The organism is Sediminicoccus sp. KRV36, assembly GCF_023243115.1.
Lineage (GTDB): Bacteria > Pseudomonadota > Alphaproteobacteria > Acetobacterales > Acetobacteraceae > Roseococcus.
The window spans coordinates 1,699,404-1,717,575 of the sequence record NZ_CP085081.1 but is presented as its reverse complement, the minus strand read 5'-3'; the positions used below and the strand labels follow the sequence as shown (position 1 = coordinate 1,717,575).

General features: G+C 69.2%; 22 protein-coding genes. 13 read left to right on the top strand and 9 right to left on the bottom strand.

All coding sequences use genetic code 11. The features are described from left to right. Window positions 1-3: 3 nt before the first annotated feature. The 6 genes from LHU95_RS07790 to LHU95_RS07765 form a co-directional block, all read right to left on the bottom strand. Window positions 4-618: a hypothetical protein gene (locus tag LHU95_RS07790; RefSeq protein ID WP_248710801.1), complete on the bottom strand. Its 615-nt coding sequence runs from the start codon at window positions 616-618 to the stop codon at window positions 4-6. Window positions 619-626: 8 nt separating this feature from the next. Then, window positions 627-1,175 (bottom strand): hypothetical protein, encoded by a 549-nt coding sequence (locus LHU95_RS07785; protein WP_248710800.1) that lies wholly within the window; start codon window positions 1,173-1,175, stop codon window positions 627-629. After that, window positions 1,172-1,726, bottom strand: coding sequence for a hypothetical protein (locus LHU95_RS07780; protein WP_248710799.1), 555 nt, complete (start codon window positions 1,724-1,726; stop codon window positions 1,172-1,174). Before LHU95_RS07780 ends, LHU95_RS07785 begins: the two co-directional genes overlap by 4 nt. 29 nt (window positions 1,727-1,755) lie before the next feature. Continuing rightward, the gene (locus LHU95_RS07775) at window positions 1,756-2,313 is read right to left on the bottom strand and encodes a hypothetical protein (protein WP_248710798.1); all 558 of its coding nucleotides are present in this window, start codon (window positions 2,311-2,313) and stop codon (window positions 1,756-1,758) included. Between the two features lie 67 nt (window positions 2,314-2,380). Beyond that, window positions 2,381-2,902: a gamma carbonic anhydrase family protein gene (locus LHU95_RS07770; RefSeq protein ID WP_248710797.1), complete on the bottom strand. Its 522-nt coding sequence runs from the start codon at window positions 2,900-2,902 to the stop codon at window positions 2,381-2,383. After that, window positions 2,899-3,483, bottom strand: coding sequence for a transposase (locus tag LHU95_RS07765; RefSeq protein ID WP_248710796.1), 585 nt, complete (start codon window positions 3,481-3,483; stop codon window positions 2,899-2,901). Before LHU95_RS07765 ends, LHU95_RS07770 begins: the two co-directional genes overlap by 4 nt. 186 nt (window positions 3,484-3,669) lie before the next feature. Between LHU95_RS07765 and LHU95_RS07760 the strand changes: the two genes are divergently transcribed. Together LHU95_RS07760 and LHU95_RS07755 are read left to right on the top strand one after the other, a co-directional pair. Further along, the gene (locus LHU95_RS07760) at window positions 3,670-5,115 is read left to right on the top strand and encodes a YcjX family protein (RefSeq protein ID WP_248710795.1); all 1,446 of its coding nucleotides are present in this window, start codon (window positions 3,670-3,672) and stop codon (window positions 5,113-5,115) included. Further along, window positions 5,112-6,026 (top strand): DUF697 domain-containing protein, encoded by a 915-nt coding sequence (locus LHU95_RS07755; RefSeq protein ID WP_248710794.1) that lies wholly within the window; start codon window positions 5,112-5,114, stop codon window positions 6,024-6,026. Before LHU95_RS07760 ends, LHU95_RS07755 begins: the two co-directional genes overlap by 4 nt. Window positions 6,027-6,111: 85 nt before the next feature. Here the strand turns inward: LHU95_RS07755 and argC are convergent, their stop codons facing one another. From argC to rplM, 3 genes are all read right to left on the bottom strand, one after another. Then, a complete protein-coding gene (argC, locus tag LHU95_RS07750) occupies window positions 6,112-7,053 on the bottom strand; it encodes an N-acetyl-gamma-glutamyl-phosphate reductase (protein WP_248710793.1) in 942 nt (313 codons plus the stop codon). A gap of 99 nt (window positions 7,054-7,152) precedes the next feature. Beyond that, on the bottom strand, window positions 7,153-7,656 hold the full coding sequence (gene rpsI, locus LHU95_RS07745) for a 30S ribosomal protein S9 (protein ID WP_248710792.1): 504 nt from the start codon (window positions 7,654-7,656) through the stop codon (window positions 7,153-7,155). Between the two features lie 3 nt (window positions 7,657-7,659). Continuing rightward, on the bottom strand, window positions 7,660-8,154 hold the full coding sequence (gene rplM, locus LHU95_RS07740) for a 50S ribosomal protein L13 (protein WP_248710791.1): 495 nt from the start codon (window positions 8,152-8,154) through the stop codon (window positions 7,660-7,662). A gap of 169 nt (window positions 8,155-8,323) precedes the next feature. Here rplM and LHU95_RS07735 point away from each other — a divergent pair, with 169 nt between their 5' ends. The 11 genes from LHU95_RS07735 (at window position 8,324) to LHU95_RS07685 (ending at window position 18,147) form a co-directional block, all read left to right on the top strand. Further along, window positions 8,324-9,271 (top strand): tripartite tricarboxylate transporter substrate binding protein, encoded by a 948-nt coding sequence (locus LHU95_RS07735; protein WP_248710790.1) that lies wholly within the window; start codon window positions 8,324-8,326, stop codon window positions 9,269-9,271. 84 nt (window positions 9,272-9,355) lie between these two features. Beyond that, window positions 9,356-11,059: a dihydroxy-acid dehydratase gene (locus LHU95_RS07730; RefSeq protein ID WP_248710789.1), complete on the top strand. Its 1,704-nt coding sequence runs from the start codon at window positions 9,356-9,358 to the stop codon at window positions 11,057-11,059. Between the two features lie 4 nt (window positions 11,060-11,063). Continuing rightward, window positions 11,064-11,423 carry a hypothetical protein gene (locus tag LHU95_RS07725; RefSeq protein ID WP_248710788.1) on the top strand — a complete coding sequence of 120 codons (360 nt, stop codon included), beginning with the start codon at window positions 11,064-11,066 and terminating at the stop codon, window positions 11,421-11,423. Window positions 11,424-11,427: 4 nt separating this feature from the next. Continuing rightward, window positions 11,428-12,258 (top strand): NAD(P)H-binding protein, encoded by an 831-nt coding sequence (locus LHU95_RS07720; RefSeq protein ID WP_248710787.1) that lies wholly within the window; start codon window positions 11,428-11,430, stop codon window positions 12,256-12,258. A gap of 19 nt (window positions 12,259-12,277) precedes the next feature. After that, window positions 12,278-13,456 (top strand): M20 aminoacylase family protein, encoded by a 1,179-nt coding sequence (locus tag LHU95_RS07715; protein WP_248710786.1) that lies wholly within the window; start codon window positions 12,278-12,280, stop codon window positions 13,454-13,456. Next, window positions 13,449-13,997, top strand: coding sequence for a chromate transporter (locus LHU95_RS07710; protein ID WP_248710785.1), 549 nt, complete (start codon window positions 13,449-13,451; stop codon window positions 13,995-13,997). The genes LHU95_RS07715 and LHU95_RS07710 overlap by 8 nt, the downstream gene beginning before the upstream one ends. Continuing rightward, window positions 13,994-14,512, top strand: a complete 519-nt coding sequence (locus LHU95_RS07705) for a chromate transporter (protein ID WP_248710784.1) — start codon at window positions 13,994-13,996, stop codon at window positions 14,510-14,512. The genes LHU95_RS07710 and LHU95_RS07705 overlap by 4 nt, the downstream gene beginning before the upstream one ends. Continuing rightward, window positions 14,512-15,042, top strand: coding sequence for a chromate transporter (locus LHU95_RS07700; RefSeq protein ID WP_248710783.1), 531 nt, complete (start codon window positions 14,512-14,514; stop codon window positions 15,040-15,042). Before LHU95_RS07705 ends, LHU95_RS07700 begins: the two co-directional genes overlap by 1 nt. Continuing rightward, window positions 15,039-15,581 (top strand): chromate transporter, encoded by a 543-nt coding sequence (locus LHU95_RS07695; protein ID WP_248710782.1) that lies wholly within the window; start codon window positions 15,039-15,041, stop codon window positions 15,579-15,581. The genes LHU95_RS07700 and LHU95_RS07695 overlap by 4 nt, the downstream gene beginning before the upstream one ends. A gap of 55 nt (window positions 15,582-15,636) precedes the next feature. Next, window positions 15,637-16,689, top strand: coding sequence for an alpha/beta fold hydrolase (locus LHU95_RS07690; RefSeq protein WP_248710781.1), 1,053 nt, complete (start codon window positions 15,637-15,639; stop codon window positions 16,687-16,689). A gap of 159 nt (window positions 16,690-16,848) precedes the next feature. After that, window positions 16,849-18,147: a pilus assembly protein N-terminal domain-containing protein gene (locus LHU95_RS07685; protein WP_248710780.1), complete on the top strand. Its 1,299-nt coding sequence runs from the start codon at window positions 16,849-16,851 to the stop codon at window positions 18,145-18,147. Window positions 18,148-18,172 lie beyond the last annotated feature (25 nt).

Sequence of the window (18,172 nt, the reverse complement as noted above, 5' to 3'; positions counted from 1 at the left end):
GCATCAGTAGCCGGTCTCAAAACCCAGGCTCATCGAGCTGGCGCCAAAGGCGGGGACATCGAAGCCGATCCGGTTGTCGGGCCGGCCTTCGACCACCAGCAGCGCCGCTTCGTCGCGCACGGCGACGGTGGCCAGCGCCGCATCCGGAAAAGCCCCGGGCTCACGCAGGCGGCTGAGGACAGGACGCCCCTGCCCGGTGAAGACCGGGCCGGAGAGTGCCGCCTGCGCCGCCACCTCATCGCCCCGCCGCAGCGCGCGATAGGCGGTGAGCAACGCGGCGAGGGCGGCTTCCGGCCTGGCATCCGGGGCAATCCCGAGCGCATTGCGCCCTTCGGCGACCGCGCGCTGCGTGCCGAACATGAAGGAGTTGGGCAGCTGCGCGAGGCGCCCGCCGGGGCGGAACTCAGCACCCATCCATTCGAGCCGCGCCACGGCGAGTGCGGTGGCCGCCGGGCGGCCATTCAACGCGGCGCCGGCGCCATCGAAATCCAGCACGGCCGCGTTCAGGATCAGCGGCAAGGGCTGCGCCGCGATGCGGCCGGCCAGCTCCACCGGCGGCTCGGCCCGCGGCGGCGTGGTCAATTCCGCGCAGCCAACGGCCAGCAGGGCGAGAAACATCCAGGCCCTCACCGCCGCCACCGCCCGACGGGGAACTGCGCCTCGGCCTGCAGGCGCGCGGCGGCGGAGGCGGCGCGCGCGGTCTGCGGCAAGGGCGGCATGGCGCCGAGCCGCGCCGTGCCCGCCGCGCCATCCGGCGTGAACAGACCGGCCGGCAAGGCGACCATCTGGCCCTGGGCAGAGGCGCGGGCCACCGCGTAGAGGCTGTCAATCACGGGCTGCGCCGGCTGGGCTGGCTCGATGCCCAGCGCCGCCCGCCACTCGGCCCGCGCCTGGGCCAATTGCCAGGGCAGCAGCGGGTCGCGCTGCTGAAAGCGCGGGTCGAACGGCAGGGCCGCTGCCAGGAACTCCATATCCGCGATGGCACGCGCCATGTCGCCCGGCTGGCCGCGCAGCCTCGTCTGATCGGCAAAGGCATAGGCCGAACGCGAGACGGCGGCCCGCGTCGGATCACCCGCGCCATCCACCGAATCACGCGGCAGCCGCACGGGGTCGGGCACGGCCACGCCCGCGCAACCCGCCAGCAGCGGCAAGGCGAGGAGCGCGCGGCGGATCACAGCGCGAGGCGCCCGCCCGTCACCGCCTGCAGGCTCTGCTGCGCCGTGGCCGCGGCGGAGGCGGTGCTGGGCATGCGCGGCAGCGCCGCCAGTTGCGTCAGCGTCGCCGTTCCGCCCTTGCGAAAGAGCGTGCTGGGCAGGGCCGAGGCAGCGGCATCCGGCTGCCCGGCATCCAGCGCCCGGCTTGCCGCGAACAGCGCATTGATCACAGGCTGGGCCGGCGCGTCGGGCGCGATGTCCAGCACGCCGCGCCATTCCCGCCGCGCCGTCGCCAGGTCGGGCACCAGGGTCGAGGAGGCGGCGGTCAGGTTGTTGTTCTGCGGCAGGTCCACCGCCAGGAATTCCATCTGGGCGATGGCGCGGGCGGCATCGGCGGGGCGGCCGGCCGCCGGATGACGCTCGGAGAAGACCGAGTTGGTGCTGAACACCGCACCCCGGGCCGGGTCCCCCGCGCCGATCGTCGCATCGCGCGGCAGTCGGGCCGTATCAACGGGCGGGGTGCTGGCGCAGGCGGCCAGCAGGGGCAGGGCAAGAAGTGCAAGGCGGAACATGTCAGTCATCCTCAGGATTTCAGGTCGTGTCATGGGTGCGCGCCACCGCTGCCGCCCACGCCGCCAGGCCCGCCGCCGCTGGTTCGCTCGCTCTCGACCCGGTAGAGCTCGCGCTCGGCGAGGTTCGCGGCATTGCGGGCCATGGGCAGATCGGGCGGGGCGTTCAGGCGCGCGAGGGCTTGGCCCGGCTCGGTGAAGAGGCCGGGCGGCAGGTAGATCTCATTGCCGCGCTCCAGCGCGCGTGAGGCGCCAAACAGGCCATCCGTCACGGCTTGCGGCGTAGCACCCGGCGCCACGCCGAATGCCTGGCGAATCTCATCGCGCGCGGCATTGAGTGCCAGGCCGGTGGTGGGCGAATACTCGCTCCAGCGCACGCCCCAGCGGTAATCCGCCGCCATGAACTCCACCAGCGCCGCCGCGCGCAGCTTGGCCGAGGGCGTGCTGGCCTGGCCGAGGGTATAGGCGCTGCCGAGGATGGCCGAGCGCATCGGGTCCGCCGCCAGCGGGATCGCATCCGGCGGCAGGCGCACCGAGGGCGGCAATTCCCCCGTCGCGCAGGCGGCGAGCGGGAGGAGCAGCGCGGCCAAGGGGGCTTTGTTCGTGGCTTTGTTCAGCATTGGTTCAGCTTACCCCCAGCGTCAGAGTGTCGCCAAGTTACGAAATACCACGGTGGCGCCCGGCCAATTCCACATAGTGCGGCGCCGTCCGGGCGAAACCCGCCCGCGCCTCCGGCGTGAGAACACGCACCAGCTTGGCCGGGTTGCCCATCCACAATTCCAGCGCCGCGATGCGCTTGCCCGGCGGCAGCACCGAGCCCGCGGCGAGCACGCCGCCCGCCTCGATCACCGCATCATCCAGCACCGTGGCCCCCATGCCGACAAAGGCGCCATCCTCCAGCCGGCAGGCATGGATGATGGCGGCATGCCCCACCGTCACATCGGCGCCGATGATGGTGGATTGGCGGCCGGCATTCACATGGATGATGGTGCCATCCTGGATATTCGTGCGGGCACCAATGCGGATGATGTTCGTGTCCCCGCGCAGCACGCAATGATACCAGATGCTGGCTTCCTCGGCGATTTCGACATCGCCGATCACGGCCGCCGTCGGCGCCACCCAGGCGCGCGGATGCACCAGCGGCGTCTTACCCTCGAAGGTGTAGAGCGGGCCGCTCATGGCATCATCAGCCGGATGCGGCGTGACATGTGCGGCCGGCCACCGGCCATTCCCATCAGATTGCGCAAGGCCTTCCCCCATTTCAGCACGAAGCGGCCGAAGTTTTTCCGATGGCGCATTTGCAGGGCCACCAGGGTTTTGGACAAATCCGGGTCAGGCACCATCCAGGCCGGGCCCGGCAAGGCGCCGAGAAAACCCAGCCGCCGCGCCAGCACGATAATCCCGAGACCCCGGATCCGATAGGCCCGCCGCGCCGCACGAAAGATCACCCGCCGCAGACCCTGCAACGGATGGCGGGGGCCCAGATCATGCAGCGCCTGCAACAGCCGCTCCCACAGCCCGGCCTGGGTCAGCCGCCGGAAATACCGCGCGACGGTGCCAGCCTGGCCATATTCCGCCGGAACCTCGCGCCAGGGGGCATCCGTCGCCAGCAGGTGGAACATACCGTTCATGCGATGGCGCAGATCGGGCAAGGGCCGGCCCAGGGGGACTCCATTCGGGGCGGCGCGGGCCAGATGCGGGCGCAGCGCATCCCATTGGCGGTCGGTGAGGTTGTGGAAGGGGATGCGTTTCTTGAACATAAAGGGAACATAACGCAGAAAATGGCCGAAAATCAAGGAAAATGAGGGGCTCTGCCCCTGGCCCCGGCCGGGTGAACACCTGCGGGGTTGTCACAGGCTTCCCGCACCTTTCCGTTTTGGCGTGGAGCCTGGGTTGGTGCTCATGGCCATTCATGCCCATCTGGATCACGCATGAGGAGCTTTGGCATGAGTGGCGTCTGGGCCCAGCTGCGCGACGGAACACTGGCCGTCGGCGATGCGGCCTGGAACGCGGCGAATGTCGAGACCTACAGGCTGGCCGTCACCGGCCTCAGCCGCGCCGGCAAGACCGTGCTCATGGTCTCGTTGATTAGCAACCTGCTCGCCATGGCGCGCGGCACCGAGGGGACGCGCTGGAACACCCTTCCCAAGCTTGCGGCGCGGCTCAGCGACGGCAAGGGCGGCTCCCGCCTGCTCGGGATGGAGATCGAGCCCACCGGCACGCAGCGCATTCCCCGCTTCGACTATGAAGGCCTGCGGGACCAGATGGCCTCGGGCGAGGCGCCCGCCTGGCCGCCCGTGACCGACCGGCCTGCCCTTATCACCCTGCGCCTGTTGCTGGCACCCAGTTCGCTCATCGGCAAGGCCAAGGGGCTGCTGCTCGGCCCGCGGCTCGTGCGGCTGGAACTGCTGGACTACCCCGGCGAATGGCTCGCTGACCTGCCGCTTCTGGAGCAAGGCTACGAAGCTTGGTCGGCCGAGGTCCTAGCCGATCTGCGCCTGCCGCCGCGCTCCGGCTTCGCGGCCCCCTTCCTGGCCTTCCTGGAGACACTCCAGCCCGATGCCGCCGCATCCGAGGAGGTGGCCGCGCATGGCTTTCGCCTCTATCGCGACGCGCTGCGCCGTTGCCGGGAGGAGGCGGGGCTGCGCTGGTTGCAGCCCGGCCGCTTCCTCATGCCCGGCCCCTGGGGCGAGGTGCCGCTGCTGCATTTCTTTCCATGGACCGGCGCGCCGGCGCCACGGCGCGGCACGCTGGGCGCCCAGCTGCGCGACCGCTTCGACGCCTACAAGACCGAAATCCGCACGACCTTCTTTGAGCCCTATTTCAGCGAGTTCAACCGCCAGCTCGTCCTGGTGGACGTGCTGGGCGCGCTCTTTGCCGGCAAGGCCGCCTTCGAGGATGCGCGCCGCTCCCTGCACAAGATCGGCGACAGCTACGCAAAGCTGCTGGAAGGCGGCTGGTTCGGCGGCCGGAAGATCGAGGCGGTCGCTTTCGCGGCCACCAAATCGGACCACGTGGATGAGCACCAGCGCAGCCATCTGCGCCTGACGCTGCGCAACATGGTCAGCGCGGGCCAGGCTTCCGTCACCGAGGAGGCGCGGCGCAGCTTCCATGCCGTCTCGGCGGTGCGCTGCACCCGGGATGGCGACTTCACCGATGCGGATGGCCGGGTCCAACGCGCCGTCTTTGGCGTGCCGCTCGGCGCCAACCGGGAGCGTCCCTTCAAGCCCGGCACCGTGCCCGCCGGCGAAGTGCCCGAGAGCTACTGGAGCAACGCCTATTTCGTGATGCCGCAGCTGCGCCCACCGGCCTTTCGTGGCGGCGACGCGCACCCGATCGAGAATCTGAACCTGGACGACATCCTGGTCGCCCTTCTGGGAGACGCGCTGTGAGCGAAGGCCCCCGCTTCCTGGACGAGCCGGCCAGGCCCCCCTTGGCCGTGCAGCCGCCGCCGGCCGGCCCCGGGGAGCGCGGCTGGGTGGAGGGCGTGCAGGGGCGCGAAGGGCCCCTCACCCACGCGGCGGTGGATGCGCTGGCGGATGCGCGGGTGCCGGGGCCGCAGGGCGCACTGGCCCTGGGGGCCCTCGCGCTCCTCGTGCTCATCCTGGGAGTGGCCGCACTGGATCTTGCCGGCTTTGTGGCAAGGCAATTCGCCGTGGCCACCTGGCTCGGCGTCCTGACCCTTGCGCTGGTGCTGGGCGCGGGCGGCGTCCTGGCCGGGGCGATCTGGCGGGAGTGGCGCGGCTATGCCGCGCTGGAGCGCGTTGACCGGCTCCGAGAGGGCTTGCAGAGCCAGGATGCGGCCAGGGCCCGGGCCGCTGCCGAACAATGGCTCCTCTCGATCGGTGAGGGGCCGGCGGCGCGCGAGGTCATGGCAGGCGCGGCGGATGCGGCCACGCTGCGCGCCCTGCTGCGCGCGGGGCCGCTGACCCGGCTGGACCAGGACACCGCGGCCGCCGGCCGGGCAGCCGCATTCCAGGTGCTGGCCGCGACGGTGGTGAGTCCCTGGCCGGGCATGGATGGCCTGATCGTCGCGTGGCGCGGCCTGCGGCTGGTGGGACAGGTCGCCCGCATCCATGGGATGCGCCCGGGCACGCTGGGAACGCTGCGGCTGTTTCGGCGGGTGATTCTGGATGCGGCGAGCGTGGCCGCCGCGGATATCGCGGTCACGGCGCTGACAGAGGCGGTGTTCAATGCGCCGCTCGGCGCGGCCTTGGCGGGTCAGGCGACGGGCTCGGCCATTGCGGCGCGGCGCATGCTGCGGCTCGGCTTCGCCACCGCCCAGGTATGCCGCCCGGTCTGAGAGCCAACGAACCAGCCTGCGGGGCAGGCGTGAACATCAGCCAGGCCGGGTGCGCGCGAGGGGACTGCTCCCCTCGCCCACCGCCTCACGCCGCCAGGGGCAGCGCCTGCGCCACATCCACGCCCAGCATCAGCCCCAGATTCTGCACTGCCGCCCCCGAGGCGCCCTTGCCCAGATTATCCAGCCGCGCCACCAGCACGGCCTGGTTGTGCCTGGCATTCCCATAGACCCGCAGCTCCAGCATGTTGCCGCCGTTCAGCGCCTCCGGCTCCAGCCGGGCGCTGGCCTCGGCGGGCAGCACGCGCACCCAGCCGGAGGCCGCATAGCGCGCGGCCAGCACGGCTTCGAGGTCGGCGGGCTTGGGCTTGCCCGGCAGCGCATCGAGGTGCAGCGGGATGCTGACCAGCATGCCCTGCGCGAAATTGCCGACGCTGGGCACGAAGATCGGCCGCAGGGACAAGCCGCTATAGAGCTGGAGTTCCGGCACATGCTTGTGCTCCAGCCCCAGCCCGTAGAGGAAAAAGGGTGCGGCCGTGCCCGCATCGAATTCGGCGATCATCGCCTTGCCACCGCCGGTATAGCCCGAGACGGCATTGACCGTGATCGGGTGGCCGGCGGGGATGATGCCCGCATCCACCAGCGGCCGCAGCAGCGCGATGCCGCCGGTCGGGTAGCAGCCGGGATTGGCCACGCACTTCGCCGCCGCGATCTTTGCCGCATGGCCCTCGGTCAATTCCGGGAAGCCATAGACCCAGGCGGGGTTGGTGCGGTGCGCCGTGCTGGCATCCAGCAGCTTGGGCGCCGCATCGCCCATCTCGGCCGCCATGGCGGCCACTTCCAGGGCGCCGGCATCGGGCAGGCACAGCACCACGGCATCCACCTGCTCCATCAGGCGGCGCTTGGCGGCCGGATCCTTGCGATCCGCATCGGCGATGGAGCGGATGGTCAGGGCCGGGTGGTTTTCCAGGCGGGCGCGGATCTGCAATCCGGTGGTGCCGCTTTCGCCGTCAATGAAGATGCTCGCCATGTGAGGCCTCCGTGGAGATCGCAGTGTAGCAGAAAACGAAAAAGGGGCGGGCCCTCGCGGACCCGCCCCTCTGACAGGGATGCAGCGATGCTGCCCGGATCAGCGCTTGCTGAACTGGAAGGAACGTCGTGCCTTGGCCTTGCCGTACTTCTTGCGCTCGACCGCACGCGGATCGCGCGTCAGGAAGCCGGCCTTCTTGAGGATGCTGCGCAGCTCCGGCTCGTAATTCACGAGTGCGCGGCTGATGCCATGGCGCACCGCGCCGGCCTGGCCCGAAAGGCCACCACCGGCGACCGTCGCCACCACATCGAAGGTCTGGTAGCGGTCCGCCACCAGGAAGGGCTGGGCGATCAGCATGCGCAGCACGGGGCGCGCGAAATACTGCGTCGCCGGCTTGCCGTTGATGGTGTAGGCGCCCTTGCCCGGCATCACCCACACGCGGGCGACGGATTCCTTGCGGCCGCCCGTCGCGTAGGAGCGGCCCTGCGCGTCACGCTTCGGCAGGACGGGGGCGGCCATCGGCTCGGCGCCGGCGACAACGGCCGTGCCCTGCACGAGGGTCTTGAGATCAGCGAGGGAATTGGCTGTGGTCTGCTCGCTCATGACTTAGGCCACCTTGTTCTGCGAAGCCGCGATCGCGGTGTTCTTGCGGTTCATGCCCGCGACATCGAGCACGGTGGGGTTCTGCCCGGCATGCGGGTGGGTGGTGCCGGCATATACATGCAGGTTCTTCATCTGCTTGCGGCCCAGCGGCCCGCGCGTGATCATGCGCTCGACGGCCTTGGTCATCACCCGCTCGGGGTAACGGCCATCGAGGAGTTGGCCCTTCGAGCGCTCCTTGATGCCGCCGGCGAAGCCGGTGTGCCAGTAGAACATGGACTGTTCGGCCTTGTTGCCGGTCAGCTTCACCTTGCCGGCATTGAGGATGACGACATGGTCGCCGCAATCCACATGCGGGGTGAACTGGGGCTTGTGCTTGCCGCGCAGCCGATTGGCGACGATGGTGGCGAGACGGCCGAGGACGAGCCCTTCGGCGTCAATCACCCACCAGTTCTTCGTCACCTCGGCCGGCTTCAGCGAGCGGGTCTGTGTGCTGAGCATGATAACCTTCAAATACGCTTGATCGAGGCGGGTATGTGACGCACCCGGCGCGCAACGTCAAGCTCCAGGCGCGATTTTCTGCCGTGGTAGCAGGATACCACAGTCTATCGCGCTTGCATCCGGGCCCATGCCCGGCAAGGCTGCCCTGAAATCAGGGAGAAACATCGCCATGCCCATCAGCCGCCGCGCCATGCTGGCCGTGCCCTGCCTTGCCACGCCGGCCCTTGCGCAATCCAGCACCACGGCGGTGCTGGTCCCTTATGCGCCGGGCGGTGCCTCGGATGTCGTGGGGCGCATCCTGATCGAAGGGCTGGCCCAGCGGCTGGGCGGGAGTTTCGTGATGGATCATCGCCCCGGCGCTTCCACCACCATCGCGGCGCGCCAGGTGGCGCGTGCCGCGCCGGATGGGCGGACGCTGCTGCTGGGCACCATCGTCACCTTCACCATGGCGCCGCTCGCCATTCGCAATGCGGGCTATGACCCCGTCACGGATTTCAGCCAGATCAGCGCGCTGTGCGACACGCAATCCGTGCTGGTGGCCAACCCCCGCTGGGAGAGCCTGCCGCAACTCCTGGCCGGCGCCCGTGCCCGGCCGGGGCAGCTCTCCTATGCCAGCTGGGGCATCGGCACCACGGCGCATCTGCCCATGGTGGACCTCACCGCCCGCGCGGGGGTCGAGATGATCCATGTGCCCTATAATGGCGCGCCGCCCGCGCTGACGGACACCATCGCCGGCCGCACCGATTGCATGATCGCGCTGCTGGCGGCCTGCCGCGGGCATATCGAATCCGGGCGGCTGAAGGCGCTGGGGGCGGCCACACCCGGGCGCATCGGCGCGCTGCCCGAGCTTCCCACCATCGCCGAGCAGGGCTTTGCGGGCTTTGGCGGCGTCGCCTGGTATTCGCTGCAGGGCCCGCCTGGCCTGGCCGAGCCGGTCAAGGCCCGCCTCACCCAGGCGGCAGTCGAAACCTTCGCCGAGCCGCGCACCCTCGCCTTCATGGAAAGCCAGGGCCTGGGCCCGACGCCGATGGGCGAAGCGGCCCTGGTGGCGCGCATCCGCCGCGAGTTGGAACTGCACCGCGAATTGATGCGCAAGGCGGGCATCAACCCGGAATAGGCCGGCAGGTTGAAATATCCGAGGGCTTCGCCTGGGGGGCCATCCGGCATAAGACGGTGGAAAGCCGCAGCAGGAGACGCCCCTTTGACCGACACGCCAGAAGCGCCCCTTCCCAAGGGCCTCGGCCGGAACGCCGCCAATTACGGGGACCGCGAATTCGCCCTCTATCTGCGGCGCAGCTTCGCGGCCTCGATGGGCTATTCGAAGGACGCGCTCAGCCGCTCCGTCGTCGGCATCGTGGATACGGCGAGTGACCTGAACAATTGCCACCGCTCCGTGCCCGACCTGATCGAGGCGGTGAAGCGCGGCGTCATGCTCGCGGGCGGCCTGCCCATGGCCTTCCCGACCATCAGCCTCTGCGAGCCCTTCCTGACCCCCTGCTCCATGCATTACCGCAACCTCATGGCCCTCGACACCGAGGCGATGGTGAGCGCGCAGCCCATGGATTCCGTCGTGCTGGTCGGCGGTTGCGACAAGACGGTGCCCGCGCAGCTCATGGCCGCGGTCAGCGCCGATGTGCCCGCCGTCATGCTCGTCACCGGGCCGATGAGCGCCAATCGCTATCAGGGCGAGCGCCTGGCCGCCTGCACGGATTGCCGCCGCTACTGGGCGCGCTACCGCTCGGGCGATGTGAGCGAGGAACGCATCAACGAGGTCGAGAACGCGCTGGCCGTCACCGCCGGCACCTGCGGCGTCATGGGCACGGCCAGCACCATGGCCTGCCTCGTCGCCACACTGGGCTTCATGCCGCTGGAGGGGGCCAGTGCCCCCGCCGTGCACAGTGACCGCCTGCGCATCGCCGAGGAAGCCGGGCGGCTGGCCATGGGCCTCAAGGTGCGCCCCAGCGAGATCCTCAACATCGAGGCGGTGGAGAACGCCATGCGCGTGCTGCTGGCGCTCGGCGGTTCCACCAATGCGCTGGTGCATCTGGCCGCCATCGCGGGCCGCGCGGGCCTGCGCGTGGACCTCAAGCGGCTGGATGCGATGAGCGACGAAACCCCCGTCCTGGTGGACCTGAAGCCCACGGGCGAGGGCTACATGGAGGATTTCCACTTCGCCGGCGGCATGCGCGCCCTGCTGTGGGAAATCCGTGATCTGCTGCATCTCGGTGCGAAGGACGTCTATGGCCGGACGCTCGCCGAGCGCATCGGCGATGGCACGCATTTCGTGGACCGCCAATACATCAAGGCGCGGGAAAATCCGGTCTCGCCGGTGGGCGGGCTGGTCGCGCTGTTTGGCTCGCTGGCGCCGGATGGCGCGATCCTGAAGCGCTCCGCCGCCACGGAATCGCTCTTCGAGCATGAGGCGGAGTGCATGGTCTTCAACGGCGTCGAGGATCTGGCCGCGCGCATTGACAGCGATGATCTCGATGTGAGCGCCGACACCATCATGGTCCTGAAGAATGCCGGCCCGCTCTCGCCCGCCGGGATGCCCGAGGCAGGGTATCTGCCGATTCCGAAGAAGCTCGGCCGGCAGGGCGTAAAGGACATGGTCAGGATGAGCGATTGCCGCATGTCAGGCACCGCCTTCGGCACGGTGGTGCTGCATATCGCGCCCGAAGCCGCGGCGGGCGGGCCGCTCGCCTTTGCCGAGACGGGGGATCGCATCCGGCTTTCGGTGAAGGAGCGACGGCTGGAATTGCTGGTGGATGAAGCGGTTCTCGCCGCCCGCCGCGCGGCATGGAGCCCCGCACCCGCGCCCAAGCGTGGCTGGGACCGCCTCGTGCATGAGCAGGTGCTGCAAGCGCCTGAGGGCGCCGATCTGCGCTTCCTGCGCGCGGAGGGCTGAGGCGATGCGCCGGCACCTCCTGCTGGCCTGGCTGGCGGTGGTGCCGGCCGCCGCCCATGCCCAGAGCACGACCGCCCATGAGCATCCGGGCCAGATCTGCTGGGCGCTCGCCACCTCGGCCACGCCCACGGCCGAGATCGCGCAGCGCATCGCGGAGGAACGCTGCCAGCGCGGCGATGCGCTGATGGTGATCGGCCTCACGCGGGAGGCCCTGCCCATCGCCGCCAGCTTCTGCGACCTCAACCACCCCATCAGCCTGGAGCAGCATCAGGAGGGCGGGCAGACCAGCCGCGCTCTGCTTTGCACCTATGCCGGCCAGCGCCGCATGGGCCGCAACGGGCAAGAGCGCCCGCGCGGGCGTTGAGCGCATGATCGCCGTCATCGGCGCTTCCGGGCGCTCCGGCGCCACGCTCTGCCGCGCGCTGAACCAGCCCTTCCGCGCCGTGGTGCGCGATGCGGCGAAGTGGGCCGGGCTCGGCATCGCCGCCCCATACGCCGTGGCCGACCTGCACGACGAAGCCGCCCTGCGCGCGGCGCTGGCCGGTGCTTCCACCATCATCTCATGCGCCCATGCGCGGCACGCCGCCGCCATCCTCGCCGCCGCGCCGCCTGGCGCCCGCTTCGTCTTCATGGGCAGCACGCGCCGCCATTCGCGTTGGCCCGATGCGCATGGGGACGGCGTCCGCGCAGGGGAGGCCGCCTTCCTCGCCAGCGGCCGGGCGGGATACATGCTGCACCCCACCATGATCTATGGCGCGGAGGGCGAGGATAATGTCCAGCGCCTGGCCGCCCTGATGCGCCGCCTGCCCATCCTCCCGCTGCCCGGCGGCGGCACCGCGCTGGTGCAGCCCATCCATCAGGCGGATGTGACCCGCAGCCTGATCGCCGCCGCCGCGCGCACCAATTCCACGCCCGAGGTCATCATCATCGCCGGCCCGGAAGCGTTGGCCTATCGCGATTTCTGTGCGGCCGTGGCACGCGCCGCCGGGATCGCGCCGCGCGCCGTGCTGCCCCTGCCCGCCGCGCTGCTGATGGCGGCCAGCCCGCTGACCCGTGCCCTGCCCTTCCTGCCCCGCATCGGCGCCGATGAAATCCGCCGCCTGACCGAGGATAAGGCTTTCGACATCACCGCCATGCGCGAAACGCTCGGCGTGAACCCCCTCCCCCTTGCGGAAGGCCTCGCGCGGACGTTTTGTTGAGGCAACAGGAGTCTCCCTCATGCCCATCATCAATCGCATCGCCGAATTCCATCCCGAAATGACGGAATGGCGGCAGGATTTCCACCGCCACCCGGAACTTGGCTTCGAGGAGCATCGCACTGCCGGCATCGTTGCGGAAAAACTGCGCGAATTCGGCTGTGACGAAGTGGTCACCGGCATCGCCAGGACCGGCGTCGTAGGCGTCATCCATGGCCGCAATGGCAAGACCGGCCGCGCCATCGGCCTGCGCGCCGATATGGACGCACTCCCCATCGAGGAAGCGACCGGCCTGCCGCATGCCTCCACCATCCCCGGCAAGATGCATGCCTGCGGCCATGACGGCCACACCACCATGTTGCTGGGGGCCGCCAAATACCTGGCCGAAACCCGCAATTTCGAGGGCACCGTCCATGTCGTCTTCCAGCCGGCCGAGGAAAACCTCGCCGGTGGTGGCGTGATGGTCGAGGAAGGCCTGTTCGACCGCTTCCCGATGGAGCGCATCTTCGGCCTGCACAACATCCCCAACATCCCGGCAGGCCATTTCGCCTGGCGCGAGGGGCCGGTCATGGCGGCCGTCGCCAATCTGGAGGTGACCATCACCGGCAAGGGTGCCCATGGCGCCATGCCCTTCCAGGGCAATGATCCCATCGTGATCGCGGCCAGCATCGTGCAGGCGCTGCAAAGCATCGTGGCGCGCAACCTCGATGCCGCGGATGCGGGCGTGATCACCATCGGGCATATCCAGGCCGGCCACACCTACAACGTCATCCCCGAGACGGTGCGCATGCTGGGCACGGCGCGCTGGTTCACCCCCGAAGTGGGAGACCTGCTGGAGGCACGCTTCAAGGCGCTGGTCACCGGCATCGCGGCCAGCTTCGGTGCGACGGCCACCGCCGCGTTCCTGCGCGCCTATCCGGCCACGGTGAATGAGGCCGAGAGCACGCAACTTGCCCGCCGCGCCGCCTTGGCCGTGGGGGGTGAGGCGCGCGTGGCCCATATGGCCAAGCCCACCATGGGGGCCGAGGATTTCGCCTTCATGCTCAACGCCAAGCCCGGCGCCTATCTCATGCTGGGCGGTGGCCGGACGGAGCAGGATGCGGGCGTCCATCACCCGCTCTACGACTTCAACGACGAGATCCTGCCCATCGGCGCCAGCTATTGGGTGACGCTGGCCGAGCAGTTGCTTCCGCGTGGATAAAGTCCCGGGAAAACTCGAACTCTTCCTGGGCTACGCCAAGATCGGCCTGCTGGGCTTTGGCGGTGTGGGCCCCTGGTCCCGCCATGTGATCGTGGAGGAGCGCAAATGGCTCTCCGAGCGCGACTATGCCGAGGTGCTGGGCCTCGGCCAGATCCTGCCGGGCCCGAATGTGGGCAATGCCTCGGTGATGATCGGGCGGCGCTTCCATGGGCTCACGGGCTCGCTGATCGCGACCTGCGGGCTTTACATCGGCCCGCTCTGCATCCTGATCATCCTCTCCGTCCTGTATGAGCTGTATGGCGCGCGGCCGGGGGTTGCGCCCTTCATGCAGGGCGTGGCGGCGGCGGCGGCTGGCATGGTGATTGGCACCGCCATCAAGATGGGGCAGAATCTGCGCCCGCCGCCGGAGCTGATCGCGGTTGGCCTGCTGGCCGTGGCGGGTGCGGCCTTCCTGCGCCTGCCGCTCCCCTTGATCGTCGTGGTGCTGGCGCCGCTGGGCATCTGGCTCTCGCTGCGGCGCAGCTGGAAGCCCGCGCCATGACACTGCTGCTGCAAATCCTGCTGGCCTTCGGCACGCTTTCGCTGCTGGCCATCGGCGGTGCGAACGCCGTGCTGCCCGAGATGCATCGCTTGGTGGTGGAGGTGCATGGCTGGATGGATGATGCGACCTTCAGCCAGCTCTTTGCCCTCGCCCAGGCCGCACCGGGGCCCAATATCCTTGCCGCTTCCGTGATGGGCTGGCACATCGCGGGCGGTGCGGGCATGGCCATGGCCACCATCGGCATGCTGCTGCCGGCTGCTATCCTGGCCTTCGCCATGCAAGGCCTGACGCACCGTCTGCGCGGCAACACCTGGCTGAAGCCCGCGCAATTCGGACTGGTGCCGCTGGCGGTCGGGCTCATCGCGGGTTCGGGCGTCATCATGGCGCAGGCGGCGGGGACGAATTGGCTGAGCTTCGCCATCATCGCCGTCTCCACCGTGTTTGTCTGGCGCACGAAATACTCGCCGCTCTGGGTGCTGGCGGGCGGGGGTGCGCTGGGGTTGCTGCTGCTCTGATGCCACCAACCAACCGCGAGCTTTTCCTCACCTATCTGCAAATCGGCCTGACCAGCTTTGGCGGCGTGAATGCCTGGGCGCGCCACATGCTGGTGGAAAAGCGCGGCTGGCTGACCGAGCAGGAATATGCCGAGACGCTGGGCATCGGCCAGGTGCTGCCCGGCCCCAATGCGCTGAACACGGCGATCGGCGTGGGGGTGCGCTTCGGCGGCGCGATGGGCGCGGCTGCCTGCGCGCTCGGCCTGTTTGCCGGGCCCATGGCGCTGCTGGCTGGCATCGCCGCCCTGTATGACGCCTATGGACAGCTTCCCCTGGTGCGCGCCACGCTGACCGGCATTGCCGCCGCCGCCGCCGGCATGGTGCTGGGCACCGCCATCAAGATGGGCGTGAAGCTGAAGCCCACCCTGCCGCTGCTGGCCGTCGGCCTGGCTGCCCTGGCACTCGCCTTGCTGCGCGCGCCCCTGCCCTTCGTGGTGCTGGGCCTGGCCCCCTTTGGCCTGGCCGCAGCCTGGTTGGCGCTTCGCCGATGAGCGAGGGCGATGACCTCTGGCCGCTCGTCTGGGGCTTTCTCGGCATTTCGCTGCTCTCGGTCGGCGGCGGTGTGGCGGCCCTGCCGGAGATGCACCGGCTGATGGTCGAAACCCATGGCTGGATGGATGACCTCGCTTTTTCCAAACGCTACGCCCTGGCGCAGGCCGCACCTGGTCCGAATGTGATGGTGGTGGGGCTGTTCGGCTGGCACGTGGCGGGCATCACCGGGATGTTCGCCGCCATGCTGGCCATGTGCGGACCGACCTCGATCCTCGCCTACGCGTTTTGCCGGCTGCGGGGGCGGCTTGGCGGCGCCTTCGGGATGCGGGTCTTCGAGCGCGGGATGGTGCCCATCGCGGTCGGCCTGATTGCCGCCTCCGGCCTGTTGCTGGCGCAGGGGGCGGCCTGGGGCACCGGGGGTGCGCCGCTGGCCATCGCGATTTCCATCGGCAGCACGCTCTTTGTCTGGCGCAGCAGGCGCAGCCCGCTTTGGGTGCTGGGCGTGGGCGCGGTGCTGGGGGCCGTGTTCCTGCGCTGAGTGTTTCGCGCTGACTTCCATGGTGTGGCATGGCATATTGGTTGTGGAGGCCGCCATGAACACAACCGTTTTCTTCGCCACCAACCGCCAGCGGGCCAATGACGGCACCAGGGCCACGGATTACGCGGGCGAGAGCGGCCCCGCCGGCCAGCCCGGCCGCATCACCCATGCCATGGGCTTTGTCGAGGGCACCGACCTCGCACAGCTGCAAGCGGGGCGCCTGGCCAGCATCCAGGGCGTCGCGGCGGATGATTTCAGCGCGGCTCTGCAGGCCGACCTTACCAGCGGCCGCAACCTGCTGGTCTTCATCCATGGCTTTGCCAACAGCTTCACCGACAGCATCACCCGCGCCGCCTTCAACCGGGAATGGCTCGCTGCCTCCGGCGTGGCGGCGGCCGATTGCAGCGTCGTCTCCTTTTCCTGGCCGTCACGCGGGGTGGTGGTGGACCCGGCTGACATCATCGGCGGCATCGCCATGGGGCCCTTGACGCTGGCGCTGAAGCTGCTGGGCATCACCGCCTCACCCCTCGCGCAGGCCTATCTGGATGACCAGGCGGCGGCCGCGGCCTCGGCGGCGGATCTGGTCAGCTTCCTGGACCGGCTGCGCCCCTCCTTTGCCAAGGTGCGGCGGCGGGGCGGGCGGGTCTTCCTGCTGGCGCATTCCATGGGGAACTGGGCGATGGAACATGCGCTGAACCGCTGGGCCGCCATGGGCCTGCCGCGGTCCATCCTGTTCGATGAAGCGATCAGCGTCTCGGCCGACAGCCCCTATGCCGAGAATGGCGTGGGGCCGGCCTGGCTGGGGCATCTGGGCCAGCTCTCGGGGCGGGTCAGCCTCTATCACTCAGCCGGCGACCAGGTGCTGCGCCTGAGCCAGGTGGTGAATGACCTCCAGCGCCTGGGCCGCAGCGGCCCCACGGACCGCACCGACCAGGCGCGCTATCCCCGGGACCGCTGCCGCTTCGTGGATTGCGAGAACCTGGCCGATACGGGCCCGGGCCTCAGCCTGGATTCCAGCCATCAATTCTACCGCCGCATCCCCGCCGTGCGGGATGACATGGCGCGGGTGATGGCGGGCAAGGGGGCGGGTGGGCGCGTGGTGCTGTGACGGAGGCGGATGGGCTCCGCCGACCGCGACCCCGTGGCCGAGAAACGGGTCGTATTTCTGGACTGATGCCGATTTTTATTGACTGATCTTTATATGCCTGAAACGCTTTCACGGCGTCGAAGCGTTGCTCCGCCCGCACACGGCGCGAAGGAGCATGCAATGCCAGGCACCTATACGCTTCCGGAAATCACGATCACCGGATTCAGCATCCTCAACTCCGTCGGGTTGGGCTGCCAGAACCTCCCCGAGGATGTGAAGGAGGTCAAATGGATGCTGAACAATATCAGCGTCGAGCTGGGCGGCGCTGCCCGGACGCTGAATGACGAGGACGGCTTCGCCCGTGGGCCGGATTTCGACAAGCTGGTGAATGCCATCAAGGTCTTTCAGCTTCGGCATTTCAAGGGGCAGTTCACGCCCGACGGCCAGGTGCAGCCGAACCGGGCCACCTTCCGCAAGCTGCAGGAGTTGCAAGGCCGCCGCGCCACCGGGCAGCAGGGGGACGGCATCAAGGTCCAGCCCGATACACCCATCGGCGGTCCTTGCGACACATTCGGCTTCAGCCTCGCGCGGCTCGACAAGACGAAGCCGGGGCCGGCCGGGGATTGGGATCGGATCAATCCGGCGCTGCCGCCCGTTCAGATGGTGCCGTTGGGAGGAACCCGGACCCTGAATTTCCTGGCCTCCAGCATGGTGAATGGAACCCTGGAGCTGGAATCCATCAGCGATCTCAAGATCAGCAACACGAATATCGCGGAAATCGTCAGCGTCTCGGACGGGAATGTCGTGGTGAAGGGCACCTGCCCCGGTCGCACCACGCTGACGGCCAGGGACAGCCGGCGGCGAACGCTGGATGTGGCCCTCGACGTGCGGCGCCTGTTGAGCTTCAAGGTGGATGTCTACCACCTGGGCGCTCCGCGCGTGAGGGGCGCGCTGGACATGCTCGCCAACAAGATCGTCTTCGGGCTGAACAGCGTCTACAACAGCCAGGCCAACATGATGTTCACGCCGGGCCCGAACCGTGTGGTGGTTCCCTCGATCACCATCGGCGGCACCGCGCGCCACGTCTCAGCCGATAGCCGGATCGTGGTTCATGACCCCGGCGAGCCCTTCGCGATCCCGCGAACCCCCAACGATATCGTCATCCAGAGCAGCCATCTCTTCGCGCTTCGCCGGGACGCCCTGAACCTGAGCGTCTTTGTCCATGAGCGGATCCTGAGCTCGAAGAATCTGCATCACGGCGGCGAAAGCTGGATCGGCAGCCGGACGAGCTGGTTCCGGATCCTGCCCGACATCGCGGCGATCAACGCCGCCAGCCTGCTCAGCCACGAGGCCGGCCATTCGCTTGGCTTGCAGCACGTGACGACGCCCAACAATGCGGGCTTCCTGATGCACCCCAACCTGCCGGGCAACAACATCATCATCCCGGCCGAGACCCTGGCCGACCTGCCAGGCGGTTGAACCGGGCGCGGCGCCCCCCCCCCCC